This is a genomic window from Bisbaumannia pacifica (genome assembly GCF_007989625.1).
GTDB lineage: Bacteria > Pseudomonadota > Gammaproteobacteria > Pseudomonadales > Halomonadaceae > Bisbaumannia > Bisbaumannia pacifica.
Genome location: NZ_BJUK01000038.1, coordinates 19,389 through 36,779 on the forward strand (window position 1 = coordinate 19,389; position 17,391 = coordinate 36,779).

16 protein-coding genes are annotated in these 17,391 nt (G+C 64.7%); 6 read left to right on the plus strand and 10 right to left on the minus strand.

The genetic code is table 11. The features are described 5' to 3' along the window. Positions 1 to 270: 270 nt before the first annotated feature. From HPA02_RS14055 to HPA02_RS14075, 5 genes are all read right to left on the minus strand, one after another. Positions 271 to 1,050 carry a DUF2182 domain-containing protein gene (locus tag HPA02_RS14055; protein ID WP_146803835.1) on the minus strand — a complete coding sequence of 260 codons (780 nt, stop codon included), beginning with the start codon at positions 1,048 to 1,050 and terminating at the stop codon, positions 271 to 273. 23 nt (positions 1,051 to 1,073) lie between these two features. Continuing rightward, complete coding sequence (locus HPA02_RS14060; RefSeq protein WP_146803836.1) at positions 1,074 to 1,706, minus strand: DUF1326 domain-containing protein; 633 nt, start codon at positions 1,704 to 1,706, stop codon at positions 1,074 to 1,076. Positions 1,707 to 1,847: 141 nt separating this feature from the next. Beyond that, positions 1,848 to 2,435, minus strand: coding sequence for a nucleotidyltransferase family protein (locus HPA02_RS14065; protein WP_146803837.1), 588 nt, complete (start codon positions 2,433 to 2,435; stop codon positions 1,848 to 1,850). Beyond that, positions 2,425 to 3,402 carry an XdhC family protein gene (locus HPA02_RS14070; RefSeq protein ID WP_146803838.1) on the minus strand — a complete coding sequence of 326 codons (978 nt, stop codon included), beginning with the start codon at positions 3,400 to 3,402 and terminating at the stop codon, positions 2,425 to 2,427. Before HPA02_RS14070 ends, HPA02_RS14065 begins: the two co-directional genes overlap by 11 nt. After that, positions 3,402 to 5,672, minus strand: coding sequence for a xanthine dehydrogenase family protein molybdopterin-binding subunit (locus tag HPA02_RS14075; protein ID WP_146803839.1), 2,271 nt, complete (start codon positions 5,670 to 5,672; stop codon positions 3,402 to 3,404). Before HPA02_RS14075 ends, HPA02_RS14070 begins: the two co-directional genes overlap by 1 nt. Before the next feature lie 249 nt (positions 5,673 to 5,921). Here HPA02_RS14075 and HPA02_RS14080 point away from each other — a divergent pair, with 249 nt between their 5' ends. Beyond that, positions 5,922 to 6,404 carry a MarR family winged helix-turn-helix transcriptional regulator gene (locus HPA02_RS14080; RefSeq protein WP_186809995.1) on the plus strand — a complete coding sequence of 161 codons (483 nt, stop codon included), beginning with the start codon at positions 5,922 to 5,924 and terminating at the stop codon, positions 6,402 to 6,404. Between the two features lie 35 nt (positions 6,405 to 6,439). Here the strand turns inward: HPA02_RS14080 and HPA02_RS14085 are convergent, their stop codons facing one another. From HPA02_RS14085 to HPA02_RS14100, 4 genes are read right to left on the minus strand one after another with little or no spacing between them, the layout of a single operon-like run. Beyond that, positions 6,440 to 7,078: an N-carbamoylsarcosine amidohydrolase gene (locus HPA02_RS14085; protein WP_146803841.1), complete on the minus strand. Its 639-nt coding sequence runs from the start codon at positions 7,076 to 7,078 to the stop codon at positions 6,440 to 6,442. Positions 7,079 to 7,088: 10 nt separating this feature from the next. Beyond that, positions 7,089 to 7,841: a maleate cis-trans isomerase family protein gene (locus HPA02_RS14090; RefSeq protein ID WP_146803842.1), complete on the minus strand. Its 753-nt coding sequence runs from the start codon at positions 7,839 to 7,841 to the stop codon at positions 7,089 to 7,091. 15 nt (positions 7,842 to 7,856) lie between these two features. Continuing rightward, positions 7,857 to 8,675, minus strand: a complete 819-nt coding sequence (locus HPA02_RS14095; RefSeq protein ID WP_146803843.1) for an alpha/beta fold hydrolase — start codon at positions 8,673 to 8,675, stop codon at positions 7,857 to 7,859. Beyond that, entirely contained in the window at positions 8,672 to 9,838 is a 1,167-nt protein-coding gene (locus HPA02_RS14100; RefSeq protein ID WP_146803844.1) for an FAD-dependent monooxygenase, read from the minus strand. The genes HPA02_RS14095 and HPA02_RS14100 overlap by 4 nt, the downstream gene beginning before the upstream one ends. 456 nt (positions 9,839 to 10,294) lie before the next feature. On the opposite strand from HPA02_RS14100, the gene HPA02_RS14105 reads away from it, so the two are divergent. From HPA02_RS14105 to HPA02_RS14125, 5 genes are all read left to right on the plus strand, one after another. After that, positions 10,295 to 11,353 carry a 2,5-dihydroxypyridine 5,6-dioxygenase NicX family protein gene (locus HPA02_RS14105; RefSeq protein WP_146803845.1) on the plus strand — a complete coding sequence of 353 codons (1,059 nt, stop codon included), beginning with the start codon at positions 10,295 to 10,297 and terminating at the stop codon, positions 11,351 to 11,353. Between the two features lie 209 nt (positions 11,354 to 11,562). Further along, the gene (locus tag HPA02_RS14110) at positions 11,563 to 12,057 is read left to right on the plus strand and encodes a (2Fe-2S)-binding protein (RefSeq protein ID WP_146803846.1); all 495 of its coding nucleotides are present in this window, start codon (positions 11,563 to 11,565) and stop codon (positions 12,055 to 12,057) included. After that, the gene (locus HPA02_RS14115; protein WP_146803847.1) at positions 12,050 to 15,010 is read left to right on the plus strand and encodes a c-type cytochrome; all 2,961 of its coding nucleotides are present in this window, start codon (positions 12,050 to 12,052) and stop codon (positions 15,008 to 15,010) included. Before HPA02_RS14110 ends, HPA02_RS14115 begins: the two co-directional genes overlap by 8 nt. Positions 15,011 to 15,034: 24 nt before the next feature. Further along, positions 15,035 to 15,223: a hypothetical protein gene (locus HPA02_RS14120; RefSeq protein WP_146803848.1), complete on the plus strand. Its 189-nt coding sequence runs from the start codon at positions 15,035 to 15,037 to the stop codon at positions 15,221 to 15,223. Continuing rightward, positions 15,216 to 16,736, plus strand: coding sequence for a sodium:solute symporter family protein (locus tag HPA02_RS14125; protein WP_146803849.1), 1,521 nt, complete (start codon positions 15,216 to 15,218; stop codon positions 16,734 to 16,736). Before HPA02_RS14120 ends, HPA02_RS14125 begins: the two co-directional genes overlap by 8 nt. A 532-nt stretch (positions 16,737 to 17,268) precedes the next feature. Here HPA02_RS14125 and HPA02_RS14130 read toward each other — a convergent pair. Further along, positions 17,269 to 17,391: aldehyde dehydrogenase family protein (locus HPA02_RS14130; RefSeq protein WP_146803850.1), on the minus strand; the 123-nt coding region annotated here is incomplete at its 5' end.

A 17,391-nucleotide genomic window follows, 5' to 3' on the forward strand; every position in this document is an offset into this window, starting at 1 on the left:
CCTTCCATTGTTGTTATCGCGGAAACGGGGTGAATGACACCCCACTCGGCACTATCCGCCCGACGGCTCCCCCGGCTCCATACCCCGAATGGGGTAGCCGAGGGGGCCGTGATAAGCCCCCACCCTTTCGAAAAAATCGACACACCCCGTTTACGACATAAAAGAGCCATGGGCCCCACATCCACAGCGACCTCGACAAGGGCCTTGGCTTGAGGGTATTGCGATATTGGCGCAGCCAGGGAAGCGGCTACTCTTGCAGGACGCCGCGCCTCAGCCCAGCGCCGCCCCCAGGGTGAGGGCGCCCCAGATCACCAGCACGCCGCCCAGGGCATGGCCCAGCCAGTGACCGGCGGGGGCCAGCTTCTCGATCAGCACCCAGAGCGCCAGGGCGGCGATCCAGGCCAGGCTCATCACCCCGCCCACGAACAGCAGCAGCATCAGCACCCAGCAGCAGCCGACGCAGTAGCCGCCATGGCTCAGGCCCATCATGAAGGCGCCCCACTGCCCCTCCCGCCACCGGGTCAGCATGAAGTCCAGCGGCGAGCGGCAGTGGCGCAGGCAGGCCTCCTTGAGCGACGACCACTGGTAGAGGCCGGCGCCGATCAGCACCAGTCCCGCCAGCCACTGGCTGGTCAGGACCAGCATCGGCGACAACAGCGCCGCCCGCTGCAGGGCATACTGCAGCAGCACCGCCAGCAGGCTGAACAGCGTCCAGATCACCAGGTAGCCGGCGGCGAAACCCGCCGTGGAGGCAGCCGCCTCGCCGCGGGCGCGGCGACGGCGGGTCAGGGTGGCATGCAGCTGGATCATGGGGGCGGCGCTGGGCAGCATCATCGCCGTCATCATCAGCCCCCACATCAGCAACATCAGCCCCGCCTCCAGGAGCGTCCAGGGGCCCATCGTCATGGGCATCAGGAGGGTCTCGCCGCGGGCCATCAGCAGGGCCTCGGCGATCAGGTAGCCCCAGCACAGGGCGGAGACCGCTCCCAGGGCGACCAGGGCCCAGAAGCGGTCGTGGCGCAGCAGGCGTTCCAGCGCATGGTCTTCCATTCCCTACCTCCCCGCCGCCTCGCTCAGGCGGCCACCCCCTGGGGCGTCTGCACCACATGGGCTAGGGTACTGTGCCCCCCCCGGGTGGTGAAGGCCAGGTCGCCGGCACAGTCGATATCCGACGACGCCACCTCGCCCTCGAGGTGCTCGAAGCCCTCCGGCATCACCACTCGGATACGATGCGGCGTATCGGTCACCGGATTGCGAATCGGCGCGACCCGGGAGCTGAGCACTCCGGGCATCTCGAGTCGGGCGGTGCGCGCCGCCATATCGAACTCGAGCTCGATGGGCGTGAACAGAGGCTCGTGCAAGCGGGCCACGATCAGGCTGAAGATATGGAAGAGCGTTCCCTCGTCGGAGTGCTCCCCGGAGAGGATCGCGAACAGTGCCTCGCGCTGCTCGGGGGTGGCTCGTTCGTCGATCAGCGGTTGGGCATCCCCGTTGCCCTCGTGCAGGGGCCCCGGGAACTTCACTACCACGAAGAAACTCAGGCCATCGAGGCGGGTCGTACCGAAATATCCTGAAGCGATATGCATGCCCAGGAAGCCCTGACACTCGCCCTGGGTCGGCGGGGCCAGGAAGTCGCAGGGGCAACCGAAGGCGCAGTTGCAGTTCTTGAGCCAGTCTCCTTCGAGACGCCAGTCTTGGCGGGACATAATGAAATCCTCCCCTTAGCCGTCGAACAACGGCCGGCGGCCGGATCGGTCACCGGCCCGTGGAGGCTCCCTCCGGGAGCAGGACATTGTTCTCCCTGTCCTTCGCAGTGTAGACATAAAGCCGCCTGCGCCCGAGCGTCCCTAGTCGGCCAATGCCCGAGGCTCATCGATATCGCGAACCACCCCCGGGTCTTCCACCGACACGGCAATCACTCTGTCTGCATAGCGGACGAGTAGTGACCTCGCGCCCTGGTCTTCCCGATTGCTGGCCAAGTCTGGCCAGAAGTCACGACCGAAGTAGACCGGGTGACCCGGCATGCCACGATAGACGGGCCTGACGATGGTGTCGGCATCGGCGTGCCGAGCCAACCGTTGACAAGTCTCTGGCCTCACCCAAGGCATATCGCCCAGCCAGATGACGGCACTGGCAATACCGTCCTTCGGCGGTTCTTCGCCCAATGCTTGGAAGGCCAGGGCGATGCTGCCTCCGAGCCCTACTCGGGCCGTGGGGTGAATGGCCAGGGCCATGCGCACGGGAATGCCAAGAAGCTCGGGATCCTCCCAGGCATTCACGACCACCCTCACCTCCGCGAAAGCGCTTCTGGCAGCGGCCAGGGTGGTGGCAAGGAGTGTGCGGCCGTCGCCGAGACGGGCCAGCCGCTTGTCGCTACCGAAACGCCGGGAGCGTCCCGCCGCCATGATCAGGACCAGGCAATGTTTAGAGTGCATCACGCGCCCTCCCTCGATGCACCCGAACAATATCGGCCATGACCGCCAAGGCGATTTCCGCCGGCGTCTTACTGCCCAGGCCGAGGCCGATCGGCATATGGATCCGGGCGACCTGCTCTGACGTAAGGCCTCCGGAGCGTCTCAGCCGCGTCTCACGCAGGCACGAGGTCTGCCGCGAGCCCATGACGCCGATATAGAAGGCCTCGGTGCGCACGGCTTCGATCATCGCCAGGTCATCGATACGGGGATCATGGGTCAGGGCCACCACGGCGGTGGCGGCATGACACCCCCCTGAGGCGATAAAGGTCGAGGGCAACACTGCCTGCACTTCTACCCCTGGCACCATAAACTCCTGACGCGCCTTATCTCGGGGGTCGCAGACGATCACCTCGAAACCCAGGCTACTGGCGAAACTGGCGCAGGCCTGGGAGACCGGAGAGATGCCTGCGATGATCAGGCGCAGCGCCGGACCGATGCGTACGCCGATCAGACCCTCCTGCCGAAGAATGCTGGGGCCTGCCACCTCGGCCGCCACGAAATGCGCCGCGCGCCCATCCAGAGGGACACGCCTGATCAATGATCGTCGACCGAGCAGGGTCGCATGCACGACCTCCAGGTGGGTCAGGGTGGCAGCATCGGGCTCCAGCCGCTCCACCAGCAGCTCAAGACTGCCCCCACAAGGCAAGCGCACGCGGCTCGATGCTGGCGCCGCTCCCTGACCGCCATAACGCACCTGCTGCACCGGCTCGTCAAACTCTCCCTGGCGCAACCGCTCGAGAAAGTCCTCTTCCACGCAGCCGCCGGACAGCGATCCCAGAGACTCACCATCCTGGCGCGCCACCAGCATGGCGCCGGGTTCCCTGGGAGACGAGCCGAAGGTGGCCAGTACCGTACAGAGCCATAGGCGGTGCCCTTGATTGGCCCACTGCAGGGCGCCTTCGATAACTAGCAGGTCGAGATGCCGCATCAGCCGATCGCCTCAGTGGGCGCCACTCGAGAGGTGGCCAAGGCTCGGCGAACCGTCTCAGGCGTGAAGGGTGGCTGGGTGAAACGCACGCCAATGGCATCGTAGAGGGCATTGGCAATGGCCGGAGCGCCCGGCAGGGAAGTGGACTCCCCCACCCCCAGCGGTGGCTCCTCGGGGCGTTCGAGGAGCATGACGTCGATCTCCGGTAGTTCGGAGAACCGCAGGATCGGATAGCCTCCCCATTCACGGCTCACCGGCAGGCCGTCCTCGAAGGAGACCCGCTCCTTCAGCGTCCGACTCAGGGTCTGGATGACATTGCCGTGCACCTGGTGGCGTACCCCGGCAGGATTGACCATCAGGCCGGCATCCTGCCCCACGACCAGGCGCTCGATGACGATGCGGCCACTCTCGGGGTGTACCCTGAGTTCTACCACCCAGGCCGCCAGGGCCGCGCCAAAGCCGGGAAACTGACTATGAACGTACTGGGCGTAGGCCATTCCACGCCCCCGATACCAGCCGTCGACCACCCGCGGCGCCGCATGAGCGACCCGCGGCCGCCACCCCGCGCGAGCCGCCACCGCCTCGGTCAGTTCCGCCGCTCGGGGGTCGGCCAGGTAACGCAGCCGATAAGCCACGGGGTCCTCCCCGGCCAGTTGAGCCAGCTCGTCGATATGGCTCTCATGGGCGAAGGTGTTGGGCATGGCCGAGACCCCACGCAGCCAGGAGGCACGCACCAGGGTCGGCACGTCATCGCAGGCGACCTGACGATGGGGGTAGCGATAGGGGGGAACCGAGGTGCGGTCCCCCATCTCGAAGGGGATATCGCTGGGCGTGATAGTGCCTGTCAGCAGCAGCGCCAGGGTGGGAGCATTGTTGGAAGGATAGCGGACGACGAAGCGATAGCCCGCCGGGCTGCCATCGGCATTCAGCCCCCCTTCCACTTCCATACGCTGGGCGGCCCCCTTGGGCTCCCATCCATGCTCCTGCTCACGGGTCAACTGTACCCGAACGGGCCGCCCCACCGCCCGCGACAGCAGCGCGGCATCGGCCCCCACGTCGTCGGCGCAGTTACGACCATAGCAGCCCGCGGCTTCCATGCGGGTGACGGTGATCATGCCTTCGTCGAGCCTCATCAGTCGTGCCAGATCGGCGCGCAGACTATGCGGGTTCTGGGTGCCAGACCACACTCGCAGCCGGTCATCTCGGTAGTCGGCCACCGAACAGGAGGGACCGATGGAGCCATGCAGTTGGAAAGGCCACACATAGGTGCGATGCACCCGCTGCGCGGCCTGTGCCAAGGACGCCTCCACATCGCCCTCCTCCAGCAGCGGGCGCCGCCGGGCCGGTAGCTCTCTCAGCGCCCTGTCCAGATCATCGAGCCGGGGTAACCGCTCGGGCTGGCGCCAGGTAACCTTGAGCCGCCTGGCCGCCGCCTCGGCCTGCTCCTCCCGCTCGGCGACCACGCCGACGAAATCGCCGACCACCACCACCTGGACCCGCCCCGGCATATCCGCCACCGAGGATTCATCCACCGCCACCAGGCTGGTGCCGACGAATTCGCCGCGATCATGGCCGGTATAGGGCGGACGGATCACGCGACCGTGGAGCATGTCGGGCAGGCGCAGATCATGGACGAAGGTCAGCTTGCCAACGGCCTTGTCGGGAATGTCCACCCGTGGCGTCGCTCGCCCCACCAGCCGGTAATCGCCGGCCGGCTTGAGTGGCACCTTATCGGCGAGTTTCAAGGCATGACGGGCGCCATGGAGCAGTTCGCCATAACTCACGGGGGGACGGCCGTCGTCGACCACTGCAATATGGCCCTCGGCGCAGCGCAGCGCCGTTCTCGCCACTCTGAAGTGATCGGCGGCCAGGGCCAGCAAGTGCTCCCGGGCCTGGGCCGCGGCGCGGCGCAGCGGCTCGGCGGTGATCTGGATGGTAGCGCTGGCGATGGTGGGCCCCTGGTTGGGCACCTCGAAGGGGTGCCCCAGCACCATGGTGACTTGTTCGAAGTCGACCTCCAGCTCCTCGGCGACGATCTGGGCCAGGGCCGTGCGGATACCGGTGCCCAGATCCACATGGCCGTTGAAGGCCATCACCCGACCATCCGCCAACACGGCGATAAAGAGTTCGGGTTCCGTGGGAATGAAATCGGAGTGCGTACCCGGCTGGCCAGGTGCCGGCCTGGGCGGAACCAGGGGATCCCGATAGACCACCAGCAGGTCGCTACCATGGAGGAGCGCGTGTCGATCCGGCAATGATAAGGTCGCCATGCTGGCCTCTTTGCGTTGATTGGCGGCCCGAAAAACGACTAACGGGACATCACCGATGCCTGGCGTAAATCGCTTTGGCTTGCCCTGGCCGCCATCTAGTTATAGTGTATACACCATAAGTAACCACGACTGCCCCGCCGCCTGCAAGCCGATGTCGTATCAGCATCGACGCTAGAGACGGGATCTACCGCCGGGCGCCCCAGTCGGCAGATGCCGTCCGGGTTCGTCGCCAGTCCATCAAGGATGCCCATGCCCACAGAGACGACAGTTCACGGCGCCTCGTCCAGCGATCACCGCACCCCCGCCGAGCAGGAGTACGACTTTTCCGAACAGGTCGGCCACCTGCTGCGCAAGGCTTACCAGCGCCATACCTCGATCTTCCAACGACTGAGCTGCGACAAGCAGCTGACTGCGATCCAGTTCGTCACCCTATGTACCATCATGGAACGGGGGCCCAGCTCGCTCACCGAGATCGTCCATGCCACGGCCATCGATCCCGCCACCATTCGCGGGGTGATCAAGCGCCTCAAAGCGCGGGAGTGGGTGACCCTGACCACCGATCCCGGCGATCAGCGCAAGGTGATGGTGGTCATCACCGAGGCCGGGGAGTCGCTGGTGGAGACCATGGTCCCCATCGCCAAGCAGATCAGCGATCAGACCATGAACAACCTCAACCCCGCCGAACGCATCGCCCTGCTGCACCTGTTGGAGAAGATGAACGCCGACGGCTGAAGCGACGACCCGGCCGCTGGCGGCCGGGCCTGTTTTCAGTCGTGGCGCAGGTAACCCAGCGTCTCGTCGAGGGAGACCACGTCGCCGTACTTGCTGTCGATATCGAACAGGTTGGCCTCGTGGGGCGCGGGGTGACGATCGCCGACGCAGTCACGCACCACCATCACCCGGAAGCCATGTTGCAGACCATCCACCGCGGTGGCGCGAATGCAGCCGCTGGTCGAGCAGCCTGTGACGATCAGGGTATCTACCCCCATGGCCACCAACGTCGAGGCCAACGAGGTGCCGAAGAAGGCGCTGGCATACTGCTTGGTCATCACCAGTTCGTCCTCCCGGGGCACCACCTCCGGGCAGAAGGCCGCATAGGGGTTGCCCGGCACCATGGCGCGCATCACCGGGGCCTTCTTGACCCAGATGCCGCCATCGCGCTGATCCGGCGCCTGGTAGAGGATATTGGTATGGATGACCGGCACGCCGGCCTGACGTGCCGCCGCCAGCAACGCCGGCATCCGGGTCACTGCCTCCACCACGCCGGGCGCGAACAGCGGCGAACCCGGCGTGGTATAGCCTTGCATGAAGTCGACGACGAGCAAGGCGGCCCGCTTGCCGAAACCGATCCGGCCGTCCCAGACGCCCTTGTAGTTGTCACTGGCTTCCTGAGAGCATTGCGTCATGACGGCCTCCTCAGTAGGCACCCGATAGCAGGGCCCCGGCCCCCGGCACCACCGGTTCCAGGTCGAGGGCCTTGAGCATGGCATAGGTGGTGGCGATGGCGGCGGTGACTACCGGCTTGCCGGTCATGGCCTCGACCCTGGCCACCGCCGGCAGCGAGGGCATCTGCACACAGGCCGACAACACGATGGCATCCACTCCACTCAGGTCCAGGCCGGCGACGATCTCCGGCAGCCTGGCGGGGTCGTGGCGGGCCACCTCCAGGTTATCGGGAATTTCCAGGGCCCGGTAATCGAGCACCTCTATATCCTCCCGGCGGATATAGTCCACCACCAGCTCGGTGAGCGGCTTCATATAGGGGGCCACCACCACCACACGCTTGGCTCCCATGACGTCCAGGGCATCCACCAGGGCGCCGGCGCTGGTGACCACCGGACTATCGTGACCGTTCTCCTCGGTGCGGCCGCGCAGGCGTCGCTGGGATTCGCGATGATATCCCGGTCCCATGGACATGATCGCCACCAGGCAGGCATAGCCCATCACGTCCACCGCCGCGTCGGAGAGCTCCAGGGCACAGCGATCAGACTCGGCGTCCATGGCGGCCAGCTCATCCTTGCTGACGGTCTTCATGCGCATGCGGCTGGAGTGGAAGGTGAAGCGCTCGGGGCGAATCAGCTGCCGTGCGGCCAGCATGGCGGGGATTTCCGTCTCCATGGTGATATTGGAGCTGGGTACGATCTGGCCGATACGGTATGTCTTGGTCATGGCACAAGGCCTCCCTCAGAGTTCGGTGCCCAGGAAGTCCTCGAAGGCGGCGAAGAAGCCCTCGTAGTCGTCCCAGGGGATCATGTGTCCCGCCTGATCGGCGGTGGTGATGCGGATGGACGGCAGCAGATCACGGACCTCGGCGCGATCCTGCTCCTGGATCACCCCGCCCTTGCCGGCACACATCAGCAGCGTCGGCACGGACACGCCGGGCAGGTCCTGGTGGATATCCACGCTGTGGAACTCCTCGAAGGCCTGAACGATGGCCGGCTCATAGCAGGTATGCAGCCACTCGGCGCGCAGCCGAAGCTGTTCCTCGCTCCAGGTGGGGCAGTATCGGCGCATGGTGTCGAGGTCGGCTCCCTGGATGCAATCGCGGATCGAATCCACGTACCAGGGCAGCTTGCTGGGATACTCGCGCCGCCCCGGCCCGGAGACCGGCGGATCGATCAACACCAGCTTGTCGATGCCCGCTGCACCACGGGTCATGGCACGCAGCGCGAAGCGGGCGCCCATGGAGTGTCCGGCGAGAATGACATTCTCCAACCCCAGCGCCTCGATGAAAGCGCTCACGTCATCGGCACAGGTATCGGTGTCGTAGGCGAGTTCGGGACCGCTGGCGGAGAGCCCCCGGCCACGCACATCGAGCACATAGGTATCGAAATGGCGACCCAGGCGCTCGGCCACGAAGCCCCAGGTCACGGCGGGACTGGTGATACCGGGAATCAGCACCAGCGGCTGTCGAGTCGCCGAGGCCTCGCCGCCATAGCGTAGGTAGTGCTGACGAATGCCGTTGGCCCGAACGTGGGCGCCATACAGATAGGTGCTGCTCATACGGGGCTCTCCTCACCGGTGCGTTGCGGCTGCTTGAGGGGCACCTCGTAGACGTCATAGCCGAACACCCAGGCGGGGTCCTCGTCATGACGCAGCCAGGTGTTGTCGTGGGAGACCTTCTGGACCCGGGAGGCACGCTCGAAACGGTTGGTACGGTAAAGCTCGAAGGCGTCCCGATAGTTGCCGGCGCCGACCTCCTCCAGGCAGCGCACCAGCATGGCGGCATCCTCGATGGCCATGGCGGCGCCCTGTGCCATGTGTGGCTTCATGGGATGACAGGCATCACCCAGCAACACCAGGCGGTTGTCGTGCCACAGCGGTAGCGGAGTGCGCTCCAGCAGCGGCCACTTGGTCACCGTCTCGGTGCAGTCGATCAATGCCTGCACGGTGGGGTGGTAGCCTTCGAACGCCTTGCGCATCTCCTCGCGGGAGCTGTCCACGAAGGAGGTACCGTGGTTCCACTCCGGCTCCGGCACCCCGGTAACGTAGTAGTACTCCTTCTCATCGCCGGTCACGAAGTAGACCATCATGTGACGATCCTCCGACCACCATTTCACGCAGGCCTCGAAGTCCAGGTCATAGGCCTTGAGCTTCTCGGCCGAGATGATCGCCCGGTGGGCGACCCAGCCGCTGTAGATGGGCGCCTCGGGCCCCAGCAGCTTCTCGCGAATGCGTGAATTGACGCCATCGGCGCCGATCACCAGGTCGGCCTCGTCGGTGGTGCCATCGGCGAAGGTCATGACCACCTTGTCGCCGCTGTCGTCGACGTCCACAAGGCGCTTGTCGAAGTGGAGCCGCTCCTGGTCCAGGGTGCCGACCATCAGCTCATGCAGGTCACCGCGGTGCACGGTGATATAGGCCGCACCGTACGCCTCGCGGGCGAAATCGCCGAGCGGGATACGCGACAGGTACTCGCCGCTCCTGCCATCGCGACTGAACCAGTGCGCCGGGTGCGAGCCCATGGCGTTGAGCTTGTCTTCGATACCGATGCGACGCATCACCTTCATGACATTGGGCCCCAGGTGAATGCCGGCCCCCAGGCGTGCGAAGGCCGGTGCCTGCTCATACACCCGGGTGTTATAGCCGGCCCGCTGAAGCAGGGCCCCGGCGGCGGCGCCGCCGAGGCCGGCGCCGATCACGGCGATGGTGGGTTGCTTGGTCATGTCGTCGTTTCCTCGTTGCTTTTGTTGGCATGGCGCTTGGCCGGCAAGGCCGACACCGTCGGCTTCCCGGCCCGGGGCGCGAGAGCGGCGATTGGCACCGAAGGAGCGCCACGACGCCTGAAAACAACGTATACACCATTTATAAAAGGGTCAAGCACTCTTTTACCAAGCCTGAAAGCCTTATCATACTCACCACACACCTCGCAGAACCACCCGCCTTAATCCTGAAAACAGTGAGATAATCGAGTAAACACGGTTTCTAAAAACAGAGCTTGCAAGGCTAAAGAAATTGGTGCTATACGTTGTAAACACCAAAAGATAATGGCGTATACGCTTATTATGGCGAGCAAGAACGCACCCTAAGCGAGGACGCCGAGACGGGATGCTCCACAACGGTGCCCCCCCGCATCCGCCCTGAGGCGAGAAAACTCCGCTGGATACAACAAAGGTGACAAGATGCCAGTCAGTCAGAGCGAGTTGACGCAACACTTCGAACATGTGCTGTCGCTATCCAAGGTCGACGAGACGCAAAGCGTGGCCGTGCTCAAGAGCCACTACTCGAATTCCTTTATCGTCACGGCGGCCATGGAGGCCTCACAACGCCTCGGTGCCAAGGCCTATATCGTCGAACTGCCCGCCTTCAATCACCGTACCGCCATGGGCAATGACCTGACGGCCTATGTGGGGCATACGGCCCTGACCGGACACCCCGCCGCTCAGCAGGCGTTGATGGCGGCCGATCTGGTGGTGGACACCATGATGCTGCTCCACTCGCCGGAGCAGGAAGCGATCCTCAAATCGGGCACGCGTATCCTGCTGGCGGTGGAACCACCAGAGATGCTGGCCCGCATGCTGCCCAACCTGGAGGACAAGCGCCGCGTCGAAGCCGCCGCCGAGGTCTTCAAGAGCGCTTCCACCTTCAGGGTGACATCGGCGGCCGGCACCGATTTCACCGCCCGCCTGGGACAATACCCGGTGGTCACCGAGTACGGTTTCGCCGATGCCCCCGGACGCTGGGATCACTGGCCCAGCGGTTTTCTCTTCTCGTGGCCCGATGAAGGCAGCGCCGAAGGCACCATCGTGGTGGATGTCGGCGATATCTTGCTGCCGTTCAAGACCTATGTGCGTGACAAGCCGGTAACCCTGGAGATTCAAGAGGGCTTTATTCGCCAGATTCACGGCGGCTTCGATGCCGAATACCTGCGCGAATACATGGCCCACTTCAAGGACCCCGATGTCTACGCCCTGTCACATATCGGTTGGGGCCTGCAACCGCGGGCCCAATGGACGGCCCTGGGCCTGCACGACAAGAACGATGCCATCGGCATGGACGCCCGAGCCTTCGAGGGCAACTTCCTGTTCTCTACCGGCCCCAATACCGAGGTTGGTGGCCCTCGCAACACGCCGTGTCACATGGATATCCCACTGCGCCACTGTTCGATTTTCCTGGACGACGCGATGATGGTTCAGGAGGGGCGCGTGGTGGCTCCCGAGGGCTCCCTGAGCAGCTCCTAAGGGGGACACGGAGGCGCGGCGACAACCGGGCCACTAGGCCGACTGGCTGCCGGACGGACACTCAATGAGTCATCATCGATAACAACTCTGCGCATGAGTCGCAGAGGGGCGGGAGGCCCGAAGGCGCGCCGCAAGACGTTCGGCACGCCTCGGTACTCGAACCGGCCCATCCATGGGCCCGCAACAACCAAGAACAACGACGAGTCCCCATGACCCAAACTCTGACGCTGACCGTCAATCGACAGGCGCACGAGCTGGCAGTGGCTCCCGATACGCCGCTGCTGAATGTGCTGCGCAACGATCTCGCACTCAATGGCCCCAAGTACGGCTGCGGGCTGGGAGAGTGCGGCGCCTGCAGCGTGCTGGTCGACGGCATGATGGCCCGTGCCTGCGTACTGCCGGTCTCGGCCGTGGTTGGCCATGAGATCCTTACCCTCGAGGGCCTGGTCATCGAAGGACGACTCGACCCCGTCCAGCGCGCCTTTATCGAGGCTCAGGCCGCCCAGTGCGGCTATTGCCTGAACGGCATGATCATCAGTATTCGCGCCCTTCTCAATCACACCCCCAGGCCCTCGATGGCTCAGTTGCGAGCCGCCCTGGAGTACAACCTCTGCCGCTGTGGCACTCATATGGAGATCCTAGAGGCGGCCGAACTCGCCGTGACAATCAATGCCGGCGAGTCGCTGGAGGCTCCCCATGAGTGATCGTCAGCCTACGGCGGCGGGAGCAGAGCTCCCCAAGGCCCTCGCCTCGCCGGAGCGTTTCGGCGTGGTGGTACGACCGCCTCACTACGCCTGGGACGGCGAGCACTTCGCCAGCGATCACCTGGTGGCCATAGAGCGGGACAGCGTGGCGGGGCTGCCAGGCCGGATAGAGGTCGTCGTCGAGGGCGACTTCGTGGCCGTAGTAGCCGACAGCCTGACCGCGGCGCAGGACGCCGCGCGGAACCTGCGGCTCGAATGGCGGACAGCCTCCGGCAAGGGCCATGATGGCTCGCCGGCCATGGTGGCAGAGACGGCACGGGAACTGGCCAACGAAGCCTCCAGCAGAGCACTCCCGCCCCATCGCCATGACTATGGCTGGCCGAGCCGCCTGCGATGGGGCGATATCCCCGGCTGGGTGGTGGCCGATTGTTCCGATCACTGCCTGACGCTGTGGGTGCAGACCCTTACCCCCGAGGCCCTGAGCCAGGACCTGATGGCCCTCACCGGTCTGCCGGCGGAGCGGATCACCCTCTATGGAGCGAGCCCGGCGCGGGCCTCCGGCCTGGGTCGCCACTGCGGCGACGACGCCGCGATGGATGCGGCCCTGATGTCCCGACACCTGGGCTACCCCGTGGCGGTCTGGCTGGATGCCGCCTATGACCGAGACCGGCGTGCCCTGGGTCAGGCGCAGCGCATCACCCTGAACGCAAATGTGGCGAAAAGCGGCGAGATCACGGACTACCACTACCATCAAGAGCACGCCTCGGGGAATATCGCCGCCGTGGGCCTGTGGCTATGCGGCAAAGCGCCCGGTCGACGCATCATGACCGATGATAGGGCCCTATTCTCGCCCTACGCCTTCCGGAAGGCCCACCATGCCGAGCGACGCGACGCCCAGGGTGCTGATCCGCACAGCGAGGGGCTCGCCGAAATTCAACAGGCCTTTGCCCGGGAATCCTTCCTGGACGAAGTGGCCCGCGACACAGGCCAGGACCCCCTGGCGCTGCGGCTACGCCACCTCGACGATGCCCGCGGCACCGAGCTGATCTCCTCGGTGTCACGGCGTGCCCGGTGGGGCGAACCACCGTCGCCCACCATCACGCCGCCGGACCGGCTTCACGGGCGCGGCTTCGCCTATGCCCAGTTACCCGATCGCCATCAACGTATCCCTGAGGGGGTGCGCTCGGCCTGGATCGCCGACGTCGAGGTCAATCGCGTGACCGGCGAGGTGGCCTTAACGCGTCTGGTGGTGGGCCAGGATGCCGGCCCCGAGGTGGACACGTCACGACTGCAGCAGACTCTTCAGGCCCGGGTGCTAGGTAGCGCCCGCCCGCTGCTCGGACACACCCCCGCCTTCGACGAATGGGGTGATGGTAGCGAGTCCTCCGGGAGTCACGGTGGCGCCCTCATGGAGACGACGACGCCCCCAGAAACCGGTGCCGGCTCGACCTCCCTGCCGATGCCACTCCACGAAGCGGATCTCTCCCCGGGGGTAGCGGTGATCGCCAATGCCCTGTTCGACGCCACCGGAGTTCGCTTCCGCCAGCCCCCCTTTACCGCCAGCCGGGTGCGTCGGGCTCTTCAGGACCCGGGCAACCCTCTGCAGGGAGCGGACAACGGTGGACCGGCCAGGCGCTCCGGACGACGTTGGCTCAAGGTAGCGGCACTGACCGCGGTAGCCAGCACGGCGGCCATGGCCTGGCCCTGGAAAGGCGCGATCGCGCCGATCCAGCGCCCCGCGGCCAACCTCTACTCCGCCGAGACCATCGAACGGGGACGGCTGGTGGCCGCTGCGGGCGACTGTGCGGCCTGCCATACCGCCGAAGGAGGCCGGGAAAATGCCGGTGGACGCGCTTTCGAGACTCCCTTCGGGACCCTCTACAGTACCAACCTGACGCCCGATGAGGGGACCGGGATCGGTCGTTGGTCCTATGCAGCCTTCGAGCGCGCCATGCGCCACGGCATCGGCCGCGATGGCCGTCACCTCTATCCGGCGTTTCCCTACACGGCCTTTGCCAAGATCAGCGACGCCGATATGCAGGCACTCTACGCCTACCTGATGGCACAGCCCGCGGTGAGCGCCGAGGCACCAGCCAATGCGCTGAGCTTCCCGTTCAATATGCGGCCCCTGTTGGCCGGCTGGAACGCCCTTTACCACGATCCACGCCCCTTCGAGCCCAGCCCAACCCAGAGTGACCTCTACAATCGCGGCGCCTACCTCGCCGAGGGCCTGGGCCACTGCAGCGCCTGCCACACCCCACGCAATGCCATGGGCGCCGAACGACGTGGAGAACACGCCCTGGCCGGTGCCATGGTGGACGGCTGGGAGGCACCGCCACTGAACCAGCTGTCGCGCTCGCCGATTCCCTGGAGCGAGGCCGCACTCTACGACTACCTGCGCCACGGCGGGTCCTCGCTGCATGGCGTGGCCTCAGGGCCCATGGCACCGGTCGTGGCCGGTCTGGGAGAGCTGCCCGAATATGATGTCCGCGCCCTGGCTCACTATGTGGCGGTCCAGATGGGCGCACCGGCAGGCGACAGCGATGCCATCAGCGCCGAAGCCAGCGCCCTCCTCGCCGCGGCAAGGAGCGGCCCCTCCGATATGGAGGAAGGGGAACGCCTGTTCGAGGGCGCCTGTGCCGCCTGCCATTTGGATACCGGCACTCCCTCCTTTTCTAGCGCCAAGACATCGCTGGCCCTGAACACCAACCTATACAGCGAACATCCCGATAACGTCATTCAGTCGATCCTGAGTGGCACCCATGCCGAGCACGTTCCCGGTGTCGGCAACATGCCCAGTTTCGCCGACAGCTTCAGCGACTCTCAGGTCGCGACCCTGACGGCCTATCTGCGGGCGCGTTTTGCGCCCGATCAAGCCCCCTGGCAGGACATCGCCTCCCGCGTGGCCACGATCCGCCAGTACAACAACAACACTCCCTCCCCTCACCCCTGATGAAACAACAAGACGAGGTTGATCATGCAAAGAAGCAGATGGATATGGCTGGTTTGGGCAGTGGTCCTGCTCTCCTATTTAGTGCCCTATACGTTGTTGACTCATGTTCAGGCGTGGTACGGAAGCTTCCTATTCTGGACGGTTGCCGGTCTCGCGGTCATCGCCCTGAACCTCCTGATTACCAAGGACTTCGAGGAGCATGGCAATGACTGAATCACTGATCTGGTGGTCGATCATCATCTACCTGTTGATCGCCGTGGGAATCGCCATCCTGTCACGGCAAGGTACCTCCGAGAGCATGTCGGGATACTTCCTTGGCAATCGGCAGATGAACGGCTTCGTATCGGCACTGAGCTATAGCGCCACCACCTACAGCGCCTTCATGATGGTAGGCTTGGCCGGGCTGACCTATGCCGGCGGGGTCGGCGCCCTGGGCTTCGAGATCATCTATTTCGCCGGGGTTTCACTGGTCGCCATCTTCGGACCGAAATTCTGGGCCGTCGGCAAGAAGTTCAACTTCGTGACGCCCAGCGAGATGCTGGGGCACCGCTATAACAGTCAGAAGGTCGCCATGGCGGTATCGATCGCCAGCTGCATCTTCCTGATTCCCTATGCTGCGGTGCAACTGGCCGGGGTCGGCTATCTGCTGCAAGGCACCACCAACGGCGCCATCCCGTTCACTACCGGGGTGGTACTGGCTACGGCAATCGCGATCTTCTTCTCCTATGTGGCGGGCATCCGTTCGGTCATGTGGACCGACTCGCTGCAGGCCATCATGATGATCATCGCCTCGACCCTGGTCGCCTTCCTGGTCATCCAGGGGCTCGGAGGATTCGGTGCGCTGTTCGATACCCTGGCCACCGAGCACCCCCAATCGCTGACGGTGCCGGGATCGGGCCTGTTCGGCTTTATTACCTTCCTGGGGCTGACCATTCCCTGGTTCTTCTTCAGCCTGTCCAACCCGCAGGTCAGCCAGCGTCTATTCATGCCCGCCTCACTGCGCTCCATGCGTCAGATGCTGATCGGCTTCCTGGTCTTCGGCTTTATCTACACTCTGGTGTCGGTGCTATGGGGCTTCTCGGCCCTGGCCGCCTTCCCGGGGCTGGAGAGTGCCGACCTAGCCACTCCCTCGCTGCTCGGATCGGAGTTCGTCCCGCCCATCCTCGGGGTCATCGTGATGATCGGCATCATGGCGGCGGCAGTCTCCACCATTGATTCCATCATGCTGACACTCTCCTCGATGCTAGCCCGGGACGTTTATGCCAATGTCAGGCCCGGTGCCAGCGAGAAGCGCCAGCTGCTGGTGGGCAAGATCGTGATTCCAGCAATCGCCCTGATGGCACTGGGCTTCGCCGAGTTGGAACTCGACCTGATCGCAGTGCTCTCCGTGGCCGCCTCCTCCGGCCTGGTAGCCATGGTCCCGGCGATCATCGGCGCCTTTTACTGGAAACGTGGCACCGCTGCCGGTGCCCTGGTGAGCGTTATTGGTACCGGTGCCTTCGTGATGTTCCTCTATGCTACCGGCAACTCCTTCCTGGGACTGCCAGCCGGTATCTGGGGGATTATCGTCTCCAGCTTGCTCTTTGTCGGCGTAAGCCTGGCCACTCAGCCGCATCGCCCGACCGCCGATGAATTTATGCAGGCCATCACCGACGAGCTGGGCAAGAAACCCAAGACAGCCACCGATCGTCCCTCCCCCGGCACCACGGCCTATTCCAAGAACTAGTCGGAAACCGCGACATCGGATACCGCAGGCCCCTCCTTCATGAGGGGCTTTCCTCTATTCGATAGCACTACAGTTTCCTCACCTTAGACACAGAATACGCTCAGGCCACACCTCACAAGCAGCACCTCAGACACACAAAGTCCCTCCCGGTGGCATGGAGTGAGAAAAGCGGCAAGGCCTGGCTAACCACGGCAATAGCAACTTGGAAATAAAAAGGCCGGCTCGGAGGCATGAGGCTATCGACAGCGGCAAATCCGGCTCCGCCACAACAATAGCGACCCAGACGCAAAAAAGCCGGCTCCGGAGGCATGAGGCTATCGAAAGCGGCAAATCCGGCTCCGCCACAACAATAGCGACCCAGATGCAAAAAAGCCGGCTCGGAGGCATGGGGCTATCGAAAGCGGCAAGCCCGGCTCCGCCACAACAATAGCGACCCAGACGCAAAAAAGCCGGCTCCGGAGGCATAGGAGCCGGCAAAGCAACGAGGGCAGACACCCTCATCAGCGCACAGGAAACGCTCTCGGGATATCGCTCAGGGGGTGAGCGCCATCCATACGGTCTTGAGTTCGGTGTACTCCTCCAGGGAGTGCAGGGACTTGTCGCGGCCGTTGCCGGACTGCTTGACGCCGCCGAAGGGCACCGTCATGTCCGGGCC

What these genes read in the sequence shown, in the direction of transcription:
- HPA02_RS14055 (WP_146803835.1), bottom strand. Translation starts at nt 1,050, where the DNA reads ATGGAAGACCATGCGCTGGAACGCCTGCTGCGCCACGACCGCTTCTGG.
- HPA02_RS14060 (WP_146803836.1), bottom strand. Translation starts at nt 1,706, where the DNA reads ATGTCCCGCCAAGACTGGCGTCTCGAAGGAGACTGGCTCAAGAACTGC.
- HPA02_RS14065 (WP_146803837.1), bottom strand. Translation starts at nt 2,435, where the DNA reads ATGCACTCTAAACATTGCCTGGTCCTGATCATGGCGGCGGGACGCTCC.
- HPA02_RS14070 (WP_146803838.1), bottom strand. Translation starts at nt 3,402, where the DNA reads ATGCGGCATCTCGACCTGCTAGTTATCGAAGGCGCCCTGCAGTGGGCC.
- HPA02_RS14075 (WP_146803839.1), bottom strand. Translation starts at nt 5,672, where the DNA reads ATGGCGACCTTATCATTGCCGGATCGACACGCGCTCCTCCATGGTAGC.
- HPA02_RS14080 (WP_186809995.1), top strand. Translation starts at nt 5,922, where the DNA reads ATGCCCACAGAGACGACAGTTCACGGCGCCTCGTCCAGCGATCACCGC.
- HPA02_RS14085 (WP_146803841.1), bottom strand. Translation starts at nt 7,078, where the DNA reads ATGACGCAATGCTCTCAGGAAGCCAGTGACAACTACAAGGGCGTCTGG.
- HPA02_RS14090 (WP_146803842.1), bottom strand. Translation starts at nt 7,841, where the DNA reads ATGACCAAGACATACCGTATCGGCCAGATCGTACCCAGCTCCAATATC.
- HPA02_RS14095 (WP_146803843.1), bottom strand. Translation starts at nt 8,675, where the DNA reads ATGAGCAGCACCTATCTGTATGGCGCCCACGTTCGGGCCAACGGCATT.
- HPA02_RS14100 (WP_146803844.1), bottom strand. Translation starts at nt 9,838, where the DNA reads ATGACCAAGCAACCCACCATCGCCGTGATCGGCGCCGGCCTCGGCGGC.
- HPA02_RS14105 (WP_146803845.1), top strand. Translation starts at nt 10,295, where the DNA reads ATGCCAGTCAGTCAGAGCGAGTTGACGCAACACTTCGAACATGTGCTG.
- HPA02_RS14110 (WP_146803846.1), top strand. Translation starts at nt 11,563, where the DNA reads ATGACCCAAACTCTGACGCTGACCGTCAATCGACAGGCGCACGAGCTG.
- HPA02_RS14115 (WP_146803847.1), top strand. Translation starts at nt 12,050, where the DNA reads ATGAGTGATCGTCAGCCTACGGCGGCGGGAGCAGAGCTCCCCAAGGCC.
- HPA02_RS14120 (WP_146803848.1), top strand. Translation starts at nt 15,035, where the DNA reads ATGCAAAGAAGCAGATGGATATGGCTGGTTTGGGCAGTGGTCCTGCTC.
- HPA02_RS14125 (WP_146803849.1), top strand. Translation starts at nt 15,216, where the DNA reads ATGACTGAATCACTGATCTGGTGGTCGATCATCATCTACCTGTTGATC.